This is a genomic window from Erysipelothrix sp. HDW6C, assembly GCF_011299615.1.
Taxonomy (GTDB): Bacteria; Bacillota_I; Bacilli_A; order Erysipelotrichales; family Erysipelotrichaceae; genus Erysipelothrix.
Map to the genome: position 1 here is coordinate 767,107 of NZ_CP049861.1, position 22,631 is coordinate 789,737.

Sequence of the window (22,631 nt, forward strand, 5' to 3'; positions counted from 1 at the left end):
CGGGCAACCACTCTCTTTTCCACTGTTTAAAATTAATTTGTTTTTTAATCATGTTTATAAGATAATATGACTAATGAATTTAGGAGATCGCACCATGAAACACGTATTTATTATTAATCCAATTTCCGGTTTAGGAAAATATAAAGATGCGCAAGCGTGGGTTGAAGACTACTTCGCGGCGCTTGAAGATGAAGTTGAAATTCGCTTTTCAGAATATGCAGGCCATGCAAAAGAAATTGCGAGTGAATATCATGGCGATGTTGTATTATATGCAGTGGGCGGTGATGGAACGGCGCATGAAGTTTTGAACGGGATGGATCTTGATGTGCAACTCGCAATTATTCCCGTCGGAACGGGTAATGATTTCTGGCGGATGATTGGCGCTGACAAGAAAGATTTGAAAAAAGTGTTAAAGGACACCGTTCATGGTGTTGTGCGTAATATAGATGTCGGCGAAGCCAATGGACACCGTTTCTTGAATAGCCTGAACGTTGGTTTGGATTCTGAAGTAAACAAACATGTTAACGCGGTGCGTTCGACATTATTTCCCCGAACCATGATTTATGGATATTATGCAATTGTAGAACTCTTGAAGCGAAAGAAGACCAACATAGAAGTCACAGTTGATGGTGTGACAACAGCTTATGAGACAATTCTTACATCAATCATGAATGGGAAGTGGTACGGCGGTGGATTTAAAAGCGCCCCATTGGCTGAGTTCGATGATGGCTTGCTCGAAGTAACAATTGTAGATAGCTTGCCTTTGTATCGGATACCACGTATTTTCCCCATGTACTTTCAAGGGAAGCACCTTGGCCTTGATGTCGTGCATCACAGTAAGTTGAAAGCACTCACCATTAAGTCACCCATCCCCCTCGCAGTTGGGTTTGATGGCGAAGTATATGAGTATGATACAATCGATATTCGAATTCTTGAAGGTCAATTGAAACTTCGATTGCCTGCGTGAGCATTGTCACTTACTTTTAAAATAGTTGTGTTATAATAATAAGGCTTAATGGAGGTATAATTATGAAAAACTTAACAAAAGCTAACTTTAACGAAGAAATTAATAATGGTGTTGTTCTTGTAGATTTCTATGCTGACTGGTGTGGTCCATGTAAGATGATTTCACCAATCTTAGCAGAACTCTCAGAAACACATGCTGATAAAGCAACCATCGTCAAAATCAATGTTGACGAAGAAGGCGAATTGGCACAACGTTTTGACGTCATGTCAATCCCAACATTAATCTTATTCAAAGACGGTAAACCTGTGGGACGTAAAACAGGATTCATGCCAAAACCTGAGTTAGAAAAATTCATAACATCAGCAGAATAAGAGAGACACCAACAAAAAGTTGGTGTTTTTTTTTCATATGCATTGATTTTCAAATTTCGTTATGTATAATAAACATGTGTTTAAACTTACTAATATATTTGTTTAGTAGTAGTAAACAAAAGAGGTGCGTATGGAAATTGGAAAGAAATTGAAAGAATTGCGAATAAAAAATGGCCTAACGTTAGAAGAACTTGCAAGCCGTAGTGAACTAACAAAGGGTTTTTTATCGCAACTGGAAAATGATTTGACATCTCCGTCGATTGCAACCTTGAATGATCTTGTGGAAGCCTTGGGTACCAATCTCTCTGTTTTCTTTAAACAAGAGAAAAAAGAACAGATTGTATTTAAGACTGAAGACTATTTTGTTGATGAACGTGAGGAACAAACAATTCATTGGATTGTTCCCAATGCTCAGAAAAATGAAATGGAACCGATCTTGATTGAGTTGAAAACTGGCGGACAATCCAGTGTCATCGAACCGCATGAGGGCGAGGAGTTTGGCTATGTTCTGCAAGGTAAGGTACAATTAAGGTATGGTGATGAGGAAATCACAGTATCCAAAGGGCAAACTTTCTACATCAATGGAAGCAAGTCTCATGTTTTGGTAAATGATTTTCAACAGACAGCACGCGTCATTTGGGTATGTACGCCACCAATTTTTTAAGGAGGATTAGTATGGACAGAGATTTATTAATTCAATTCAAAAATATTGTCAAAAACTTTGATGATCAATTAGTTCTTAAAGGCATTAATTTGGATATTTTTGAGAATGAATTTGTAACATTACTGGGACCGTCAGGTTGTGGTAAGACGACACTACTTAGAATCTTAGGGGGATTCTTGGAACAGAGTTCTGGGGAAGTTTATTTTGATGGCATCGAAATATCCGGACTACCAGCCTATAAACGAGAAATTAACACCGTATTCCAACGGTATGCATTGTTTCCGCATTTAAATGTGTATGACAACATCGCGTTTGGATTACGAATTAAAAAAGAAGATGAAGGTGTTATCAAACAAAAAGTTGAGCGCATGCTGGATCTTGTAGGACTTAAAGGATTTGAGAAACGAAGCGTTACGCTGATGTCGGGGGGGCAACAGCAACGAATTGCGATTGCGCGCGCGCTTGTTAACGAACCTATGGTATTGCTTCTGGATGAGCCTCTAGGAGCCCTAGACCTTAAGTTACGAAAAGAGATGCAACACGAACTCAAGGAAATTCAACGTGATGTAGGGATTACCTTCGTCTACGTTACCCATGATCAAGAAGAAGCCTTAACAATGTCTGATAAGATCGTAGTTATGAACGAGGGTGAAATCCAACAGATTGGAACACCGATGGATATCTACAACGAGCCAGAAAACCGATTTGTTGCGAATTTTATTGGGGATTCAAATATTCTTGAAGCAATCATGATTCGTGATAATTTAGTCGAATTTGACGGAATTGAATTTGAATGTGTGGACCATGGTTTTGATGAGAATGAAAAAGTCGATGTGGTCATCCGTCCTGAAGATATTGATATTGTTGATGTTGATTTGGGAAAACTTGTGGGTACTGTTGAGTCAATCTTGTTCAAAGGTGTCCATTATGAAATTGTTGTTGCAACTGAAAATCGTGAATTCAAAATTCATACAACGGATGTTTCTGAAGTTGGAAAAGAAGTTGGCATCCACTTCTTCCCTGAAGACATTCATGTCATGTACACGATGGAGTCGTATTAATGAAGCAATATCGTAAGCTGATTACCCCTTATGTAGTATGGATGGCCTTATTTATTGTACTGCCGATGTTGTTTGTGCTTATCTATGCATTGACGACAAAAGGGAACGCAGTTATCTCACTGCAGTTTACGCTCGAAAACTTTAAGAAATTCTTTGACCCCGTATTCGTAAAGGTACTTGTTGAGTCTTTAAGAATTGCATTAATCACAACTGTAATTTGTTTGATTATTGGTTATCCATTGGCATACATTATTTCACGTCGAAGTGATCGGACACAAACATTACTGATTCTCTTGGTAACCATTCCAATGTGGATTAACATGTTGGTACGTACGTATGCATGGATTAGCATTCTTTCCGATGTTGGAATTATTAATAACGTTTTGGGATTCTTCGGAATTCCCCCACTTAAGATGATGTACACAGATTTCGCAGTTATCCTGGGAATGGTATACAACTTCTTACCATTTATGATTATTCAAATTTATACAGTTCTATCGAAGATGGACGAGTCACTTGTTCAGGCAAGTTATGATTTGGGAGCCAACCGCTTCCAAACATTTCGCAAGGTTATTTTCCCACTGTCACTATCCGGTGTTATTTCGGGAATCACTCTTGTATTCTTACCTTCGCTCTCGACGTTTATTATTCCAAAATTCTTGGGTGGAGGAAGCTATGTCTTGATTGGTAATCTTATTGAGAACCAGTTCATTAATATTGGTGACTATAACTTTGGATCCGCAATATCACTAATTATGGCGGTACTCATCTTAGTATCCATGCACTTCGCAAACAAGTTTGATCGTGATCAAGCTGAGGAACTTCCAAAGGGAGGTAAACTCTAATGAAAAAACAACGTCGCTTTGGAGGGTTCTTTGCACTTGGTGCAATGTTGCTCTTCTTCTATGGACCGATTCTTGTTATGATGATTTTCTCATTCAATGACTCGCGTTCCCTAACCTCATGGGCAGGATTCTCAACACAATGGTATACCAAGTTGTTTGAAAGTCGTGACATGATGGATGCAGTGCGTAACTCTGTTACCATTGCGATTTTAGCAACATTGATTTCAACTGTTGTTGGAACGCTAACTGCAATTGGTATTTCCAAACACAAACCACTCGTCAAGAAACTCTTCCTTGCCGTTAACAACTTCCCAGTTTTAAACCCTGAGATTGTTACAGCGATAAGTTTGATGCTCTTGTTCGCATCCGTACAAGTGTTTGAAAAAGGGTATATAACCATGTTAATTGCCCACATTACATTCTGTACACCGTACGTCATCATGACAGTACTTCCAAAATTACGCTCATTAGATCCAAGTTTAGCCGATGCGGCAATGGACCTGGGAGCGACGCCATTCAAAGCGTTAACGAAAGTTATCCTACCGCAATTAACACCGGCAATTATATCCGGCGCCTTGATTGCATTCACAATGTCATTTGATGACTTTGTGATCTCATACTTTGTAACGGGTAATGGGGTCAGCAATATTTCGATTCTTGTTTATACAATGTCGAAACGTATTAATCCAACCATTAACGCATTGTCGACCATTATTGTTGTGATTATTACCATTGCACTCGTATTAATAAATGTCGTCCCTCTCTTTGTAAAGAAGGACAAAAGAAAGGTGGTTACTGAATGAAAAAATTAGCAGTAGCATTATTAGCATTATTTATTTTAGTCGGTTGTGGCTCAGGATCGGGCGAAGCAAAACAAGAACTCCGTGTATTCAACTGGGGTGAGTATATTGACGAAAGCTTGATTACTGAGTTTGAGAAAGAATTTAATGTCAAAGTTATCTACGATAAGTTTGAATCCAATGAAGCAATGTATACAAAATTACAAGATGGCTCAAAATATGACATCTTAGTACCTTCTGACTACATGACACAACGTATGCGTGAAGAAGGTCTCTTACAAAAAGTTGATTACTCAAAGGTTCCAAATTATGAAAATGTCCTTCCAAATCTTAAAGGACGTCATATGGATCCAACGAACGAATACACGGTTCCTTATTTCTGGGGAAATGTAGGTATTCTTTACAATAAAAATAACGTTGATGTCGCTGACTTGGAATCCCAAGGTTGGAACATCTTAATGAATGAAAAATACAAAGGTAAACTCTATTTCTACGATTCAGAACGTGATGCATTCATGATTGCTCTAAAGGCACATGGATACTCAATGAACACAACAGACCCTGCAGAACTTGAAGTTGCTTATAATTGGTTAGTTGATATGCGTAAAACAATGGACGCCATCTACGTAACTGATGAAGTTATTGATGGAATGGCAACGGGTGTTAAAGATATGGCTGTCATGTATTCTGGGGACGCAAACTATGTTCTAAGCGAAAATCCAGATATGGCATTCTATTCACCAGCAGAAGGAACAAATACATGGGTTGATGCCATGGTAATTCCTGCAAATGCACCAAATCCTGAACTTGCACACACGTGGATGAACTACATGATCGACGCAGAGAGCTCAAAAGCAATCACAGAGGCAATTGGTTATACAAGTCCAATTCAGTCCGTTATTGACGACGTAACAGGGCCAGGGGGCACCTACGAAGGAATCGCTTCCTATGTAACCCGTACAGGCTATGCAAAAGACGAAGAATTCTTCTACGATGCAGACATGAAAGTGATCCTCTCAGATTACTGGCAACGCATTAAAGCCACTAATTAGTGGGGCAAAATATACCGCAATAAAGAAAAGCGCAAAATCGCGCTTTTTTTTTAGTTTATGCTTGCTTTTTGTTTTTGTTATTGTATAATGTAAAAGCACAGTGAGAAACGGTTCCTTAGCCAAGTGGTAAGGCAATAGACTGCAACTCTGTGATCATCGGTTCAAATCCGATAGGAACCTCCAAAAATACTGGGGATGTGGCGGAATTGGTAGACGCAACGGACTTAAAATCCGTTGAAGGCAACTTCGTATGGGTTCAAGTCCCTTCATCCCCACCATTACTTTATTTTGGGGTTTAAATAGCCGAGATTTAAATCGATGTAAATACGCGCTCGTAGCTCAATTGGATAGAGCACCTGATTACGGCTCAGGAGGTTATGGGTTCAACTCCTGTCGAGCGCGCCATATTTATCGGGATGTAGCACAGCTTGGTAGTGCACCTGGTTTGGGACCAGGGGGTCGCAGGTTCGAATCCTGTCATCCCGACCATTTTTTTTGAAAACTGATATTATGATTTTTGGCGGGTTAGCTCAGTTGGCTAGAGCGTCCGGTTCATACCCGGAAGGTCGCGAGTTCGAATCTCACACCCGCTACCATTTATTTATTTGAAAACAAACTGTAGTAGCGGACCCTTAGCTCAGTTGGTTAGAGCTACCGGCTCATAACCGGTTGGTCGTAGGTTCGAGTCCTACAGGGTCCACCAAAATTTTTAATAATTGGAGGAGTACCCAAGTGGCTGAAGGGACTGGTCTTGAAAACCAGCAGACGTTCGCGCGTGCGGGAGTTCGAATCTCCCCTCCTCCGCCAAATTATTCTTGATTAATAAATGGAATGTGTTATAATAACTAAGCATTAAGAAATACCAATATATCGCGGGATGGAGCAGTCTGGTAGCTCGTCGGGCTCATAACCCGAAGGTCGTAGGTTCAAATCCTTCTCCCGCAACCAATGGCCCTGTAGCTCAGTTGGTAGAGCAATGGATTGAAGCTCCATGTGTCCTCAGTTCGATTCTGAGTGGGGCCACCATGACACAGTATATAAGCACTGAATTTTAATTAATTCAGTGCTTTTTTACGTTCCACAAGATTTGAAATAAAAAAGTCACTTAGGATTCTAATTTCCTTGCATGACTTTCTAAATACTTATGAAAATTTATCCTTTAATTGCTTTCTCAAGGTTCGTTGAGTAAGATACAATTTTATACTTCGCAGTCCATTATTCCAAGCATTAACTCCTGCTTCTTTAGAATATTTTTGATAGTATGACTGAACATCCTGAATACTATAGCCTCTCTCAAGTGCCGTTTTCATACGATAAACCAGCAATGCGGGTAAGCGATATCCTAACAGGATACGTTCAATCCTAGAATTTGAATTAACATGTTTTGATGCCACCATTCTCATGATAGATTCATAATCGCGATCAATCTTATCTAGAGAAAATGCTGATAATTGCTGATCGTCCCCATCAATCAAATAGTTAACTAAGTATTGCTCGACGCTAACGATGCTTTTACTCATTGAAATAACTTCAGAGAAGAACTCTATATCCTCGCCCCAGGAGATATTTTCAACAAAACGTATTGTATTATCATCCAATACAGATTTTTTAACAAGCCACCCGGCTGTTTGAACTGCGATTTTACCAAGCAAATAATCTTCCAATACATTGTTTGTTTTAAACGATGTGTCACGTGGTTGGCGTGAGTCGACGCTAACTACATTGTATCCGCAAAAGCAAAGATCACTATTTGTATATTGTATATGGTTAAGCATGTTTTCAATATAATCTAGTTCATAAGAGTCGTCTGAATCTAAAAATGAGATATATGCACCTTTAGCAATTTCAATTCCTACATTTCTAGCATTCGAAACACCACCATTTGTTATCTGTTTAAGGACGATACGATTATCTTCGAATGATTGAATGACTGAAGCGGTGTTATCAGTACTTCCATCATCAATGACTACCAATTCCAAATTTTTATATGTCTGCTCAAGCACGGACTTGATTGTTTGACTTATGGATTCTGCACCATTATAAACGGGCACTACAATCGATACTAATGATTCCATAATATTCTCCTTATACTCTAAGTATATCTAAGTTTAATTACTATGTTTTATTATATCGCATTAAAACAAAAAATAGTTACACAATTATTGGTTTCGACTTCACTCAATTCAATCTCAGTTTATAATGACTCTTTACATTACTTGAACAATTAGTTAGAGAATTCCGTATAATTTTCCAAACTACAGTACCTATCATGTTGCTTCTTTAGATACCGAAGTAACTGTTTCTGAATTAATTCTTGGATAAAGTGTGCTCATCGACTCGATAAAATGAACTGAAAGATGAATCCAGCAAATGAAAAGGGCGGTTTGATTTGAAGTATTCTCTGTGCCTAAAGTTTAAAATAATAAAAAGTGAATTGAATGGTCCAATATGGATACCGTAACATGTTGGATATAAATCAAGGATTACTATAACGCCCAAATGAATAAATAGAATGCCAATACTCAGTCTTAGAAGTGTGATATGAAACTAAAGTATAAGCAATCTAATGGTAAGCGCAAACAGTGTTTAACCCATTAATTGAATTGAATATTTTGACAGTTCAAGTAGATATTACAATCGGTTTTGATTAGTTACATAAATTAGATGTTTCGTAACATTACATAATCTTGAGCGTTTGTTAAGTATATAATCTTATTGAAGATTAAAACAAGTAAGTTAAGTTAAATTAATTTATGGATACCTTCTCAAAAAATGCATGCTTGATAGTGCATGCAAGTTATAGAATCATACAGGAGAAGATATGCAAGAAAAAATGATAAATTATATTAAAAATGGTAGTAAAGTAGCTGTTCTTTTAGCGCTACTACTAACAGGAGTAACGAAAATTAACGCAAGTGAAGCAAGTGATGAGAAGGATGAATCAGCAAAAAAAATTTCCACTGAGATAGAACGAATTGATTCTCAGCTCCCTTCTAATATTACTGAAATTGAAGTTGAAAAAGATGTACTGATTACCGCTGAATCCACTGAAGTGGAACAAGTTTCAGAATTTAATGAAAAATCAATTGTTGGAAGAATTACGGATTTATTTCAAGATCAAAATTTGGCTGAAGCTGTAGCTGTGACACTCGGGTACTCATCTGTAGACGAAAATCTAACAACTGAAGATGTGCAAAAGCTTACGATTCTTAAGGCTAATGATGCAGGAATAAAATCTCTGGAAGGAATTCAAATTCTAACAAATATTCGCTCTATCACACTACAAAGAAATGAGATTACGAATTTATCACCCTTGGATTCGTTACCTAAATTGATTGGTCTTGACCTATCGTCCAATAACATTAGTGACATTGGAACCCTTGAGACAATCCCATCACTAATTAGTATTGCATTTAGTGATAACCAAATTTCAGATATATCAGCACTAGCACCGCTCACAAAACTTAAAACAGTATATCTATCTAGAAATTTGATAACAGATATGTCGCCACTCGCAGGACTCGTTTCAATCGCAACACTAAGTTTAGAATCAAATAAAATCGAAGATATAAGTTATTTATCAACTTTAAAAGGTTTAGTGAATCTATACATTAGTAATGGTCAGGGAAGTTTTGCTAATCTAGAACCACTGTCAACTCTTGAAAATCTAAAAGAACTATACAGTTCAAATAACCAAATTGTTGATATCAGTCCGCTTAAGAATATTAGTAGTCTTGAGAAAGTGGTATTGTATAGTAATAGAATTACGGATATTGAGCCACTTCAAGGTCTTTCAAATCTTTCATTTATAACATTGAGCTACAATAATATCAACGACATTAGCGCACTTGAAGGGCTGACAAATGTAACTCAATTATATCTAAGAGGAAATTATATTCATGATATTAGTCCGATATCAAACTACTACCAAAATCTGACAGACTATGACTTTAGAGATCAAACCATTAAATTAGACTCAACAAAACTGATGAGTAATGTTAGTGTTTCAAATCCAATTATTAATATTGATCAAAAGAACACAGAAATTACTTTCAGTAGAATCAGTGATGGCGGGGTTTCTTCGAATGAAGGTATTTCATGGAGTGGTTTAATTAACCAACAACGTACTAGTTTCAACTTTAATAATGGAGACATGTTCACGGGAACGGTCTACCATCCATTTAAACAGGTCGATGTTCATGTAGCGTTTATTGACGAGAGCGGAGTCCAATTGTTGAGTCCTCAAGCAGTAACATATGAGATAGATGAGACATTCACGATATCTGCGCCGAAAATTGATGGATATGAGGTTGTTGATAATGAACTATTTGAAGGTGCAGCAAATACACAAAGCAAGCACACGTTTGTGTATATGAAAATCACCCTTCCTAATGATACAAATGAAACACCAATTGATCAGAATTTAAACACAGATACTGATCAAAACATACAAAATGCCAACAAAGCTGATGAAACAGCAACCTTGCCTAAAACAGGAATTCAAAACACGGGTAGTTTAGTGATGGTGTTGGGTGTAATACTTACCGGTTCTGGTGTTCTATTAGTGTTAAGAAAAAATCAACTGTCTAAAAAATAACATTGTTATTTTCCTTAATGAAAATGCCAAATAATTAAAAATTTAAATAATCCACAAGCGTTAGATAAATTAGTACGTGAAAGACTTCCTATAATCAGGGAGTCTTTCTTTGTTGTTAGTCGATTATCGGTTTCGAGCAATATGATAAATTACATTAGATTGAGAGGAAAAGAGATGTTATATTCAATGCATTATTTAGTATGAGAATCTACTAAAAGTTTGACAAGGAGGTAGTTTTCACCATTTTGCTCAATTCAGCACATTATTCCCAAGTTATCGCAATTAATATCTACTTTTGAAGACATTAGAACGCGGATTAATATCATTACTAACAAATGTGCATTTCAATGTAATAGGATTAATAGAGAACTATTTGGAGGGTATTATGTTAATTGGTATAGACTTAGGGACTACGAACTGCCTAGTGAGTATTCGTAAAGACGGGAAAACTGTATTGGTGCCCAACGAATTCAATGAATTTCTGACACCGACCGCAATTCATATCAGCCATAATGCAGAAATTACGATTGGAAAAATCGCTCTTGAGAAGAAGATTGAAGAGCCTTCGAGGACAGTAAGTCTTTTCAAACGTAGTATGGGAAGCGATTTGAAGTATAAGGTTGGTGATACAAGATATACCTCGCTAGAACTCTCCTCTTTTATGATAAGAAAACTGGTTGCGGATGTTGAGAGATTTACTGGAGAAACGGTAACGGAAGCTATTATCTCAGTACCGGCATACTTTACCGACCAACAACGTAATGCAACTCGAAATTGTGGAATTCTAGCGGGTGTCAAAGTTGATAGAATTATTAATGAACCATCCGCAGCAGTTCTCACAAAACTTGATAACGATAAAAATGAAGGGATTTTTGTTGTATTTGATTTTGGTGGGGGCACACTGGATGTTACAGTGGTCGATGTTTTTGATAAGATTGTTGAGATTCTGACAGTATCAGGTGATAACGCATTGGGAGGTAGTGATATTGACCGATTAATTTTTGAAGATGTATTAAACAAGTATCCTCAACTCAGAAAGGGTGGACGACAGATTGAAGAAATAATTCTCAAGAAAAGTGAGAAACTAAAAATTAAACTTTCAGAAACTGATTGTGCCTCATTTCAAATCAATTTTAGTGATGAAGTACTACAATATGAACTCAGTAAAAATAAACTAACGCTTATTTGTAGGCCGTTGTTATTAAGAATTAGAAAAGTAATTGCGAGTGCACTTGGGGATGCGGGATATACGATCAATGATGTTGATGATGTTGTCTGTGTAGGTGGTTCGAGCAAATCATATATAATTAACGAGTATCTCAAACAACTGTTTCAAGTGGAAATTAATCAGAATGTCAACCCTGATGAAGCCATAGTATATGGTCTTGGTGAGATGATTGCCATAATGAATAGAGAATCGGGCAAAAGAGATATTGTAATTACAGATGTCTGTCCATTTTCACTTGGGACTTCAATATTGGGCGACATTTTCTCACAAATAATTCCCAAAAATACGACACTCCCAGTTTCGATGACAAAGAGCTATGTCACAGTGAGGGATAATCAAAAAAAGATACATTTTGAGGTGTTGCAAGGAGATAACATGATTGGATCTTTGAACGAGAAATTGTCGTCCTTCGAAGTCCCTGTGACACGCCTTCCTCAAGGTGAAGCTCAAGTTTTTGTTACATATGGTTATGACATCAATGGAATTTTAACGATACATGCTGTACATGAAAAAGAGAATGGTAAAGAAGAGGTCTCCATGACTCTAAAAACTAATAGTTTTGTAAGTGATGACGAAATTAAAAAGAGCCGAACGAAGCTCGAGAAAATTAAACCGAAAGTTTATGCATACTCAGTGCGGCAAGAGGCATTACTGATGCGTCTCAATAACGCTTCGATCGAATCGAGTGCGTATCAGAAAGATATTATCTTAAAACTATATCAAGATTTCATCGAATGCATTCATAACGAAAGTCCGAAGACCTCGGTTGAAATGGAACGCAAAATTTCACAAGTTCTAAACGATTTCGATGACAATAAACTAGATGTTTTTCATTTAATAAAAGATAAAAGCAGACGAAGTTAGATAAATGTAACTTTAGAATCGATGTGAATTGAAAAGGATGAACGTGATGAATTTTGACGGTATGACAATATGGGAAATATTAGAAATTAGCGAAACAGATGATGAACATATCATTAGAAAAGCGTATTCAAAAGTTGTTAAACAATACCATCCAGAAGAAAATCCCGAGTTATTTAAGAAAGTATATAAAGCATACAAAATTGCGATATCTATTGCTAAGCACAAGAGGCTATGGAATGCACAATCACACGATGATTCAATGTTTGAAGGCCAAGTTGAAGATGAATTCTCACCATTGCCAAATCAAGCAGTCTCAGAAATGACTGTTGTTGAAACAGTTGAGACAAATAACATCGAATCAGCCATCCCATTTGAGGAAATGGACATTAACAGTGAACAACTAAGTCTAATCGATGCGGTGTATCCGATGGTATTTCAGTTACGTTCATTGTTAGAGGATTATCGAGAAGATGAAGCAGATGTTATAATTACTAAACTCGCAAATCGAAATGCGTTTGATGATGAGGGAATTGTGAATGCAATCATCGACCAAATTCTAAACATTGAGTTGTACATAAGATATGATTCTGTTCCAGTCAAAGCGATTCAGCGTATCGCAGACATGATTTCTGTAAGCAATGTAATTGATTCTGTGACGTTCGATGCATTTCTAATGCATATAAGAAAGCTAAGTATTTTGAATCAGATTTCAAATTTTACTTTTATGCGAACCAAAGAAGAGATACATGGAGAAAATATTGAAATTCCTTTTGAAACAAAAAAGATTCTTAGTGAAATTGATGATTTCAATGATGTGATCCACTGGATAGAAAAGGAAGAACTTGATATCTTGAAGCGTCCGCATCTACGCAACGATGTAACTGTATTTTTGTATCTGATGCTTCACATGTATGAAGACAGACCAGAGTATAAACATATTGTACAAATGCGTAACGCATTACTAATTAAAGCATATCAAGAGGATAAGTTCGAAAATTTAGATGTACCTTCCAAAGTATGGATAATAATGTGTATCATACTAATAGGGTTTCTAGTTCTTGTATTATTCGGCATTGGGTTGGCAACCATGTAGCGTTTATAATTGGAAGTTCTCAAGGATTGTGTATTATTCGTGACATAAATGAATGTTTTCATACCGTGTTTGCGATTTTGGTTGTTATGCGACTATAATATGTGTAATGGAGGAAAATAATATGAAAAAATTACTAACCGTATTGGGTGTTCTATTTATTCTTGTGGGATGTTCATCAGGAACGAAAGATACAGTTTGCACAACGAAAGATTTCGAAGGTGGTGCAGGGACAATTACACTTGTGAAAAAGACAAAAGGTGAAGATACTCTTAAATCTATCGTCGTTGAGGGTGATGTTAGTGATCCTGATGCAAAACTTGGTGTAACCATGATCAACTCATTGTTGTCAGATATTGGTGGTATTGACCTTAAAATAGAAAATGATAAGTTAAGTGCATCTGTTGAATTTGATGCATTAGATACTGCAAAACTAGCGGAATTGTTTGCAATGTTTGGTGGTGAGTTTGGTTCAGATGATATGCCATCTCAAGCTGAGCTTGACTTAATGATTAAAATGTTCCAAGGACATGACTTTGTTGTTCAAGGTCTTGAAAGCGAAGGATTTGCTTGCTCAGTAGCGAACTAATCAAAGAAGAGTAGCCATAACGGCTACTTTTTTGTATTACTGTGTAAGCATCTTATTTAGCCAATCCAGAAGTGAAGTCTTGATTTCCTCAAAGTATTGGACATCAAGCTCGTGAACTCTGTGAGAACTTGAAACCAGTACTGACTGTGGATTGCCCTGGACGATTGTACTTGATTCAATATAAGGAACATCAGGATCAAATATGCTATGCCATGCAAATACAGGTGATAATATATCAAGATTTATAGTAGGAAGCGAATTACCAAGATAGCTAAGCCAAACTCCTGTTTGTCGTGAGTGGACATACAAACTATAGCGTTCGCCCACAGATGCGCTTGTAAGGATTGTAGGGGAAATAAGGTGTTGCAAAGTGCGTTCTGGGATTTTTGGTAATGCAAGGTAGTGCCTATTGGGTGTCGACATCCAGTCTGTCCGATTGCCACTGTAACCGTAGAAAGAAATGATAAACTTTGGTTTAAAGAAAGCAGCTAATTGTAGCGCTAAAAATGCTCCTGCAGAACGACCGAAGAAACCATAGGACTGAATATTACCACTCGCTATAACATCCGTCAGTGTTTGCTTTAAACTTGCTAGAATACCATCAAACTTCATCTCAGGTGCAAGGGGGTAATCAATGGCGATGATTGTGATAGCCTGATTGTTGAAGAAAGTGATCACATCTTTGGGTAAATCGTTGCGTGATCCAAAAATTAGACCGCCGCCATGAAAATAGAAAAGTGTGAACTTTGAAGTGGGTGTTGCGTAGAGTGTTAATGTGTCGCTGTTAATCATAGGAATACCTCTTTCCTTAATTATACAAAATAATTGAATCAATGCATTAGACATGGTGGATAAAGAAAACGGAAATTGTGTAGGTAATGTGCGCAAATCTTCCAAAAGTTTGGCGTTAAGGTATAATAGGTTTATAAAGACAGGTGATTCATGATGCAATACATGGTTAAAGACGTACTAAAAGTTCCCGCTCTAAAGTCCGCAGCATTACTATCGGGGAAAGAAGGGATCTACAACGAAGTAACAGATATCATTGTTATGGAAGCACACGATATTGAACGGTGGTTGAAACCGGGCCAATTGGTATTAAGCAGTCTATTTTCTCTCAAGGAAAGCACACGTCAAGAGTACGCTGATTTTGTTGCGGAAATGAAAAAGCGTGGGGCAAGTGGCTTGATCATAAAAATGGGACGGTTTGTGGATGCAATCCCAGCGGGTTTGATAGAAGGGTGCGCGGATCATGATTTGCCACTCATTCAAATCAACGAAACAGTACCGTACAGTTCAATAATTCTCGAAGTGATGCAAAACCTAATTAACCAGAAAGCAGATATGCTGGATGTTTATCAAAATGTGCATCATGAGTTTAAAACACTGGCCATGCGTGAACCAGAAAGCAAAGATGTTTTGGATGTGTTGAAAAAGATTATTGGACGGGATGTCAGTCTTTATGATGATGTGAGACAATGCATTGCGACAACGGAACGTGGTGCACTGGATGTTGAGGTGCGTGATGCGCGTGAACTGTTTCGCGAACAGTATATGCATTACGAGTACTTCCGTGAATTAATTGTGGACGGTGGCGTCATGCAATCGCGTTTGGTCTGCAAGATACCAGGAATGGATGGATCACCTCAGTATTTAGCGATTCGTGAAGTTGAAACATTTGTCGAAATGATTGATTTTATGGCAATTGAGAATGCCGCAAGTACACTGCAATTTGAAGGAATCAAACAAGTTGCGCTTTCTCGTGAGAAAGAAAGCCATATGAACGATATTGTTGACCACATAATTAATGGTAAATATAAGGATATCGAAGAACTAAATGAGAATGCACTGCTGTTAAAATTATCACTGGATAAAAAGTATCGTGTGGTAACATGGCAACACTTTGAAGGAAAGGTCTCAAGCGGAAATCGCTCGTTTCAAGAACATACTGCATATATGGGATGTACAAACGGTATCATTGATTCTATAAAAAGTGTGTGGCCGCGAAATGCATATCGTATCTTCTCCAATCGATTGACGTTTATTGTTGAGGATAATTTCACAACGGACCAAGCATTTCGGGATTATGTTGAAGAAACATTAACCAAAGTATTTAAGGAGCACAATCGTGGCAACATCGTGCTGCGCGTTGGAATCAGTGATCAAGGTAATTTGAGCGATATTCCTCGCCTTGCCGCACAACCGCTTCGTGTTGTGCAAATTTCTGATATGATTCATCAACCATCATTTGTCGTACTTTATAAAGACTTGGGTATCTACCGTATCTTGATTGAGTTATCAAAGGAAAATGATTTGAATGATTATGTTTCGGATATTGTGAAGACACTGTATGAACACGACCCTGATTATTTTGAGACGGTTCGGGTATTCTTAGATACCAATCAAAACTACAAGCAAACGGCTGATATACTGTTTGTTCACCCAAAGACTGTTCGCTATCGCATTGAAAAGATAAAGGAACTGACCAAATTGGATTTCGATAATCCTGAAGAGATGCTTCAAATCATGATTGGCATTCGTATTTTCCAGCTCTTGGGACATTCTAAAACAACCGTCTAAGGTTGTTTTTTCTTTCTTTTATCCACAATGGATAAAAGAGGATGTTTTTTTGCCTTATTTGGGACAAGTAATCGGTTACACCCTGATATAGAATAAAACTACAGAACAGATACGTTAGTTTCTGTAATGATTTCATAACAAGGAGGAGAAATCATGAAAAAAAGAGGGAAGAAGCTCATTCTTATTCTGACGCTTGTCTTTGGTTTGTTAACCATAGCAACACAGAGCATCATGGCTTTGGAGATTAGTGAGATTGTTGCACCAACAGGCTTCAAGGCTGTTATGGTCATCATTCCACTAATTCTAGTATTGGTATTGCTATTTCTAAAAGTTGATATGGTCTTGGCGGGTGCAATCGCTGCGGGTATCGCGATGATCATTGGTGGTGTATCACTTGCTGAAATGAACAAAGAGGTGTTGGGAGCAATTCCAACAATGCTTACAATCACGGTTCCTATCATTAACTCCGCGATTGCGATGGCAGTATTTAAGGCAGGAAGTTATACAGCTGCCCTAGAGCTTGTCAACCGAGCTACAAAAGGAAAAGTAGAATATGTATCTGCGTTTCTTGTCATTCTTGTTGCAGCAGCAACCTATATGTCCGGTATCGGTGGTGGTAGTGCAATGGTTATTGCTCCACTAGCATTTGCTGCAGTAGGTGCGATTCCGGAGTTAATTGCCGGTATGTCGATTGCAGCTGCGGTATCGTTTACAACATCACCTGCTTCGCTTGAAACAAGCATTACTTCACAATTGGGTGGATTTGAAGCAGCAACATATGTTGATGCAATGCGTCCATTCTGGTTGTTCTTCTTGATTCTTGCGATTGGTATTGCATTCGTTGGTGTTAAACGTCGTAAGTTGGGATTCAAACAATCTGAGAATAAAGAATATGCAGATATGTCAAATGGGAAACTCTTTAAATATACCATTCCTGCAATCTATCTCTTATTCTCTGTAATCTTTGGACCCCTAATCAGCAAGGTGTTCTTCTCGCCGATTGTTTATATGATTGTTACAGTATTGCTCATTGTTGTATGTACAGGCTTGGATATTAATAAAGCCTTCTCATCAATGATTGAAGGGTCAAATTACATTCTGACACGCTTGTTTCAAGTAGGGATTTTCTTAGGATTCATTAACGTTATCGCAAGCACAGGTACCTTTGCAGTTATCGCAAACGTTGCATCGGCAGCACCGACAGCAATTGTGGTTCCTGTTGCAGTCTTAACGGGAATTCTTATTGGTGTTCCTGCAGGGGCGTATGTCGGCTCCATATTGACGCTTGTCTTGCCAATTGGTATTGCCCTTGGATTTACACCAATTCAACTAGGGTTTATCACCATGGGCGTTGGATTAGGAAGTCAAATGAGTTTCGTTAATATTACCATGCAGGCACTTTCGTCAGGATTCCAAATCCCTATTCTACAAGTCGTTAAGGGAAATATTAAGTGGTTATCACTTGCGAGTGTCTTGTTGGTTGTTGCATCATTTATTTTTGCTTAAAGGTAAACATAGGAGGAACGTATTATGGATTTACTATTTAAAAATGTTCGTATTGATGAAGCAGGTGCGTTAAAAGATGTTGCTGTCAAAGATGGTAAGATTGTTGCCATTGAGGATCACGTAGATGGCGATGTTAAACGCACGATTGAAGGAAACGGTCGTGTATTGGTACCAGGTCTTGTTGAAAGTCACATTCATTTGGATAAAGCTTTAATTGCGAATCGCAAGCCAAATCTATCAGGAACGCTCAAAGAGGCAATCGAAGTTACGGCATCATTGAAGCCTACGTTCTCAGCTGAAGATATTTATGAACGTGCTACCAAAGCATTGAAAGAATTGATATTACCGAATGGCGTCACATTTATGCGTACACATGCTGAATTTGATCCATCACAAGGATTTACTGGTTTTGATGTTATTATGAAAATCAAAGAAGAGTTCAAAGACTACATTGACATTCAAGTTGTCGCCTTTCCACAAGAAGGAATCTTTAAAGCACCTGGAACAGAGGAAATGATGGTTGAAGCCATGGAACGTGGAGCAGACGTTGTAGGTGCGGTTCCTTATAATGACCGTGATGCAATTGAACATATTGATTATGTGTTTGAACTTGCGCAACGCTTTAATAAGCCCATCGATCTTCACCAAGATTTTGCCGATAATGCCGATAAAATATCAATTGATTACCTTGCAAAGAAAACAATTGAAACGGGGTATCAAGGTCGTGTTTCCGTAGGGCACTTAACTGCAATTGCTGCATTGCCACCCGAAGAGTTACAACCGATTTTGGAACTAATGGCAGAAGCGGATATCAGTGTAATGGCTCTGCCTGCAACTGATCTTCACTTGGGTGCACGTAATGATACATACAATGTGCGCCGTACTGTCACACCAATTCGCAAACTCCGTGATGCGGGAGTCAACGTATGTATTGCAACAAATAACATTCGTAATGCCTTTACACCATATGGTACAGGGGATATTGTTCAAACAGCGATGCTTGCAATCCCAGTAGCTCACCTTGGTGGTGCTGCGGACTTACCAACAGTATTGCCAATGATCACAACAAATCCTGCACGTGCCTTAGGCTTAGATGGTTATGGAATTGTAGTCGGAAATAATGCTGATATGGTTCTTTTGGATACAACATCGTATGGTGATGCCATCATTGACTTACCAATCAAGTCGGTGGTAGTGAAATCAGGACGAGTTACAGTCGAAAATTCAAAAACGACGCAGTTTGGGATTCAATAATGCAAAGGCGCACTGCGCCTTTTATTATCCAATAATTCGGTAAATGACTAATAAATGAGGACTTCTTTATCCGTTAAGGATAATGACCCACATGATTACATGGACTATGATTGATTCGAGGAAGCAGAAAGGATACAGAGTATGATAAAAACAATTATAAAAAAGAACGCATATAAAGATTCCGTGGTCTTAATGTTGTTAACAAATGAAATTGCTTCATTGGATGGTGTAAATCGCGTTTCCATTATGATGGCAACAGCGGCGAACAAAGACATTTTTGCACAAGCAGATTTACTAACAGATGAAGTCACCACCGCAGCGGCAGATGATATCGCAATCGTGATGGATGTCACATCTGATGATGTGGTTGATGGTGTTATGGAGGCGATTGAAGCATTCCTTAACAAGAGTGATAAAAAAGATGCTGACCAAGGTGCGATGACAGTGAGAAACTGGGATAAGGCGATTGAAGCAATGCCTGATGCTAATCTTGCAGTATTCTCAATTCCAGGAATCTATGCCGCAGAAGAGGCGGATACTGCACTGGACAAAGGATTGAATGTATTTCTATTTAGTGACAATGTCACCTTAGAAGATGAGATTCGTCTCAAAAAGAAGGCGCGTGATTTGGACTTACTTGTAATGGGTCCGGATTGTGGTACGGGCATAGTAGCCGGTGTCCCGATTGCGTTTACAAACAAAGTAAATGATGGCTCAATTGGCGTTGTAGGGGCATCTGGAACTGGAATACAGGAAGTTACGACGTTAATTGATAAAGCTGGTCAAGGGATTACGAGCGCTCTTGGAACGGGTGGACGCGATCTGAATGCTGGCGTTGGTGGAATCACGATGCTTGATAGTATTCATCACTTGCAAGCACAACAGGATACGAAGGTAATTCTCGTTGTTTCAAAACCACCTGCTAAAGAAGTTAAAGAAACGATTGAAGCTTATTTAAGAACGTTGGATAAACCAGTAGTCACACTCTTCCTGGGAGAAAAACCAGAAGATCATGAAACAAATATTTATCGTGCTTACACATTGGAAGAGGCAGCACTAGCAGCAGTTGCACTTGTTGAAGGAAAAGATCCTCACACTTTGAATCTTAACCGTCAGCCTGAACAAGCTGTATCAGGAATTCAAGGCAAAGTAATCAAAGCCTACTACTCGGGTGGTACCTTGGCATCTGAAGCAGCAATGCTTGTTAACGATGCGCTACAATTGCCCAAAGAAGGGAAACAACCCCATGGGTTTATGCTAAACCATGATGGCTTTGAGATTATTGACTTGGGCGATGATGAATATACACAAGGACGTCCGCATCCAATGATTGATCCAAGCAAACGGATTGAACTTATGAAGTCGGCTGCCTCTGATCCACGAACAGGTGTTGTCTTATTTGATGTAGTCTTAGGCTATGGATCACATGCTGATATGGCAGGGTCACTCGCCCCAACAATCGTTGAATTAATGCAAGAAAATAGAGATTTAAAATTTGTTGCAACGGTTTGTGGAACAAAACAAGATCCTCAGGATTTGGGAGCACAAATTCAAATACTTGAAGATATCGGTGTGTTTGTTGCGAAAAGTAACGCCCATGCTGTACTCACAGCACTTCAGTATCTTGGACACAATGTTATTTATGAACAAAGACCCATTCATGAGCAAGGGACCGGCGTGGTTCCGGAATTAAAAATGTCCGCAAAAATAAGCGAATTAATAACCGCAAAACCACGCATTATAAATGTTGGATTGCAAAGCTTTGCAGACAATCTTCAGGATGCTGGGGCAACGGTGGTTCAATTTGATTGGCGTCCACTTGCAGGTGGCGATGCAACACTCATTAAAGCATTGAAATATCTTGATAATTATAAATTTACGAAAGGGGCCTAAATCATGACATTTAGAACAATTGAAGATGCAAACCAAGCTGTAATTGATCGCATTAAAGCAGGAAGTCCAATTCTTGTTGATGTCGTCCCAGCAAAATCTGTTATCAGTGAATTGAATGGGAAGGTACTTCTTCATGCTGGGCCGCCAATCTTATGGGAAAACATGCCAGATCCAATGCAAGGGTCTTGTGTTGGTGCCGTATTATTCGAACAATGGGCAAGCACAGAAGATGAAGCAAGACAAATGTTGTCCGAGGGGAAGATTGCATTTATACCGTGTCATCATGTAAATGCAGTAGGACCAATGGGTGGTATTACTTCGGCAAATATGCCTGTACTTGTTGTTGAAGATCGTGTTCACAATACGGTTGCCTATTGTCAAATGAATGAGGGCATTGGTGCAGTACTTCGATTTGGTGCTTACTCACAAGAAGTTATCACCCGACTCGAATGGATGCGCGATACGCTTGGACCCGTACTTGGAAAAGCAATTCGAGCTATGGATGAAGGGTTAAGTATCAATCCAATGGTTGCCCGTGCTATTGCAATGGGCGATGAGTTTCATCAACGAAATATTGCGGCATCACTTATTTTCTTAAAAGAAGTTACGCCAATTATCGCACGCTTGAAGGATATCAGCGATGCAGAACGAACAGAAGTTTTACAATTTCTTGCTGATACAGATCAATTCTTTCTTAACATCATGATGGCTTCTGCGAAAGCAGTCATGGATGGCGCACGTCAAATCAAAGAAGGAACCATAGTCACAGCGATGTGTCGTAATGGAGAAAACTTTGGAATTCGTATTGCTGGGATGGGTGATGAATGGTTTGTAGCTCCCGTAAATACGCCACAAGGTCTTTACTTCACAGGATATACCGGTGATGATGCAAGTCCTGATATGGGTGACAGTGCAATTACTGAAACGTTCGGAGTTGGAGGGATGGCGATGATTGCTGCTCCAGCCGTTACACGTTTCGTTGGAACGGGTGGCTTTGATGATGCGCTGCGAATTTCCAATGAAATGGATGAGATTGTCATGGACCACAATCCAAACTTTATCATCCCAACATGGAATTTCAAGGGTACACACCTGGGCATTGATGCTCGCAAAGTCGTAGCAACAGGGATCACCCCGGTTATTAATACAGGTATTGCCAATAAAAAAGCAGGCCGTGGTCAAATTGGTGCAGGGACGGTACACCCACCTGTAGCTTGTTTTGAAAAAGCCATTGCTGCTTACGCTAAAAAACTTGGAATGGAAGGATAAT

At 38.6% G+C, this 22,631-nt stretch carries 18 protein-coding genes and 9 tRNA genes; 25 read left to right on the plus strand and 2 right to left on the minus strand.

What is annotated here, in order from left to right; translation table 11 throughout:
* Positions 1-94 precede the first annotated feature (94 nt).
* The 16 genes from G7062_RS03325 to G7062_RS03400 all read left to right on the plus strand — a co-directional run bounded on the left by G7062_RS03325 (position 95) and on the right by G7062_RS03400 (position 6,786).
* Positions 95-967 carry a diacylglycerol kinase family protein gene (locus G7062_RS03325; RefSeq protein ID WP_166064511.1) on the plus strand — a complete coding sequence of 291 codons (873 nt, stop codon included), beginning with the start codon at positions 95-97 and terminating at the stop codon, positions 965-967.
* A 62-nt stretch (positions 968-1,029) separates the two neighbouring features.
* The gene (gene trxA, locus G7062_RS03330; protein WP_166064512.1) at positions 1,030-1,338 is read left to right on the plus strand and encodes a thioredoxin; all 309 of its coding nucleotides are present in this window, start codon (positions 1,030-1,032) and stop codon (positions 1,336-1,338) included.
* 130 nt (positions 1,339-1,468) lie between these two features.
* Complete coding sequence (locus G7062_RS03335; RefSeq protein WP_166064513.1) at positions 1,469-2,002, plus strand: helix-turn-helix domain-containing protein; 534 nt, start codon at positions 1,469-1,471, stop codon at positions 2,000-2,002.
* A gap of 11 nt (positions 2,003-2,013) precedes the next feature.
* A complete protein-coding gene (gene potA / locus G7062_RS03340; protein ID WP_166064514.1) occupies positions 2,014-3,063 on the plus strand; it encodes a spermidine/putrescine ABC transporter ATP-binding protein in 1,050 nt (349 codons plus the stop codon).
* The gene (locus G7062_RS03345; RefSeq protein ID WP_166064515.1) at positions 3,063-3,908 is read left to right on the plus strand and encodes an ABC transporter permease; all 846 of its coding nucleotides are present in this window, start codon (positions 3,063-3,065) and stop codon (positions 3,906-3,908) included. Before potA ends, G7062_RS03345 begins: the two co-directional genes overlap by 1 nt.
* The gene (locus G7062_RS03350; RefSeq protein WP_166064516.1) at positions 3,908-4,711 is read left to right on the plus strand and encodes an ABC transporter permease; all 804 of its coding nucleotides are present in this window, start codon (positions 3,908-3,910) and stop codon (positions 4,709-4,711) included. The genes G7062_RS03345 and G7062_RS03350 overlap by 1 nt, the downstream gene beginning before the upstream one ends.
* Positions 4,708-5,760: an ABC transporter substrate-binding protein gene (locus tag G7062_RS03355; protein WP_166064517.1), complete on the plus strand. Its 1,053-nt coding sequence runs from the start codon at positions 4,708-4,710 to the stop codon at positions 5,758-5,760. Before G7062_RS03350 ends, G7062_RS03355 begins: the two co-directional genes overlap by 4 nt.
* 109 nt (positions 5,761-5,869) lie before the next feature.
* Positions 5,870-5,943: transfer RNA gene (locus G7062_RS03360), tRNA-Cys, on the plus strand.
* Between the two features lie 8 nt (positions 5,944-5,951).
* Positions 5,952-6,038 (plus strand) — tRNA-Leu (locus tag G7062_RS03365).
* 50 nt (positions 6,039-6,088) lie between these two features.
* Positions 6,089-6,165, plus strand: a tRNA-Arg gene (locus G7062_RS03370).
* A gap of 7 nt (positions 6,166-6,172) precedes the next feature.
* A tRNA-Pro gene (locus tag G7062_RS03375) sits at positions 6,173-6,249 on the plus strand.
* A gap of 30 nt (positions 6,250-6,279) precedes the next feature.
* Positions 6,280-6,356: transfer RNA gene (locus G7062_RS03380), tRNA-Met, on the plus strand.
* Positions 6,357-6,386: 30 nt separating this feature from the next.
* A tRNA-Ile gene (locus tag G7062_RS03385) sits at positions 6,387-6,463 on the plus strand.
* A gap of 15 nt (positions 6,464-6,478) precedes the next feature.
* A tRNA-Ser gene (locus G7062_RS03390) sits at positions 6,479-6,567 on the plus strand.
* Positions 6,568-6,631: 64 nt separating this feature from the next.
* A tRNA-Met gene (locus G7062_RS03395) sits at positions 6,632-6,708 on the plus strand.
* A gap of 2 nt (positions 6,709-6,710) precedes the next feature.
* A tRNA-Phe gene (locus G7062_RS03400) sits at positions 6,711-6,786 on the plus strand.
* 116 nt (positions 6,787-6,902) lie between these two features.
* Here the strand turns inward: G7062_RS03400 and G7062_RS03405 are convergent.
* The gene (locus tag G7062_RS03405; RefSeq protein WP_166064518.1) at positions 6,903-7,835 is read right to left on the minus strand and encodes a glycosyltransferase family 2 protein; all 933 of its coding nucleotides are present in this window, start codon (positions 7,833-7,835) and stop codon (positions 6,903-6,905) included.
* Positions 7,836-8,581: 746 nt separating this feature from the next.
* On the opposite strand from G7062_RS03405, the gene G7062_RS03410 reads away from it, so the two are divergent.
* The 4 genes from G7062_RS03410 (at position 8,582) to G7062_RS03425 (ending at position 14,128) form a co-directional block, all read left to right on the plus strand.
* A complete protein-coding gene (locus G7062_RS03410; RefSeq protein ID WP_166064519.1) occupies positions 8,582-10,357 on the plus strand; it encodes a leucine-rich repeat domain-containing protein in 1,776 nt (591 codons plus the stop codon).
* A gap of 385 nt (positions 10,358-10,742) precedes the next feature.
* Positions 10,743-12,449 (plus strand): Hsp70 family protein, encoded by a 1,707-nt coding sequence (locus tag G7062_RS03415; RefSeq protein ID WP_166064520.1) that lies wholly within the window; start codon positions 10,743-10,745, stop codon positions 12,447-12,449.
* Between the two features lie 46 nt (positions 12,450-12,495).
* Positions 12,496-13,542: a J domain-containing protein gene (locus G7062_RS03420; protein ID WP_166064521.1), complete on the plus strand. Its 1,047-nt coding sequence runs from the start codon at positions 12,496-12,498 to the stop codon at positions 13,540-13,542.
* 121 nt (positions 13,543-13,663) lie between these two features.
* Complete coding sequence (locus G7062_RS03425) at positions 13,664-14,128, plus strand: hypothetical protein (RefSeq protein WP_166064522.1); 465 nt, start codon at positions 13,664-13,666, stop codon at positions 14,126-14,128.
* 36 nt (positions 14,129-14,164) lie between these two features.
* Here G7062_RS03425 and G7062_RS03430 read toward each other — a convergent pair whose 3' ends face one another.
* Complete coding sequence (locus G7062_RS03430) at positions 14,165-14,920, minus strand: alpha/beta hydrolase (RefSeq protein WP_166064523.1); 756 nt, start codon at positions 14,918-14,920, stop codon at positions 14,165-14,167.
* A 150-nt stretch (positions 14,921-15,070) separates the two neighbouring features.
* On the opposite strand from G7062_RS03430, the gene G7062_RS03435 reads away from it, so the two are divergent.
* The 5 genes from G7062_RS03435 to G7062_RS03455 all read left to right on the plus strand — a co-directional run bounded on the left by G7062_RS03435 (position 15,071) and on the right by G7062_RS03455 (position 22,630).
* Positions 15,071-16,708 (plus strand): PucR family transcriptional regulator, encoded by a 1,638-nt coding sequence (locus G7062_RS03435; RefSeq protein WP_166064524.1) that lies wholly within the window; start codon positions 15,071-15,073, stop codon positions 16,706-16,708.
* A gap of 153 nt (positions 16,709-16,861) precedes the next feature.
* The gene (locus G7062_RS03440) at positions 16,862-18,214 is read left to right on the plus strand and encodes a citrate transporter (RefSeq protein WP_166064525.1); all 1,353 of its coding nucleotides are present in this window, start codon (positions 16,862-16,864) and stop codon (positions 18,212-18,214) included.
* Between the two features lie 24 nt (positions 18,215-18,238).
* Positions 18,239-19,468 (plus strand): amidohydrolase family protein, encoded by a 1,230-nt coding sequence (locus G7062_RS03445; RefSeq protein WP_166064526.1) that lies wholly within the window; start codon positions 18,239-18,241, stop codon positions 19,466-19,468.
* Positions 19,469-19,609: 141 nt separating this feature from the next.
* The gene (fdrA, locus tag G7062_RS03450; protein WP_166064527.1) at positions 19,610-21,361 is read left to right on the plus strand and encodes an acyl-CoA synthetase FdrA; all 1,752 of its coding nucleotides are present in this window, start codon (positions 19,610-19,612) and stop codon (positions 21,359-21,361) included.
* Between the two features lie 3 nt (positions 21,362-21,364).
* Positions 21,365-22,630: a DUF1116 domain-containing protein gene (locus G7062_RS03455; RefSeq protein WP_166064528.1), complete on the plus strand. Its 1,266-nt coding sequence runs from the start codon at positions 21,365-21,367 to the stop codon at positions 22,628-22,630.
* The last annotated feature ends 1 nt before the right edge of the window (position 22,631 follow it).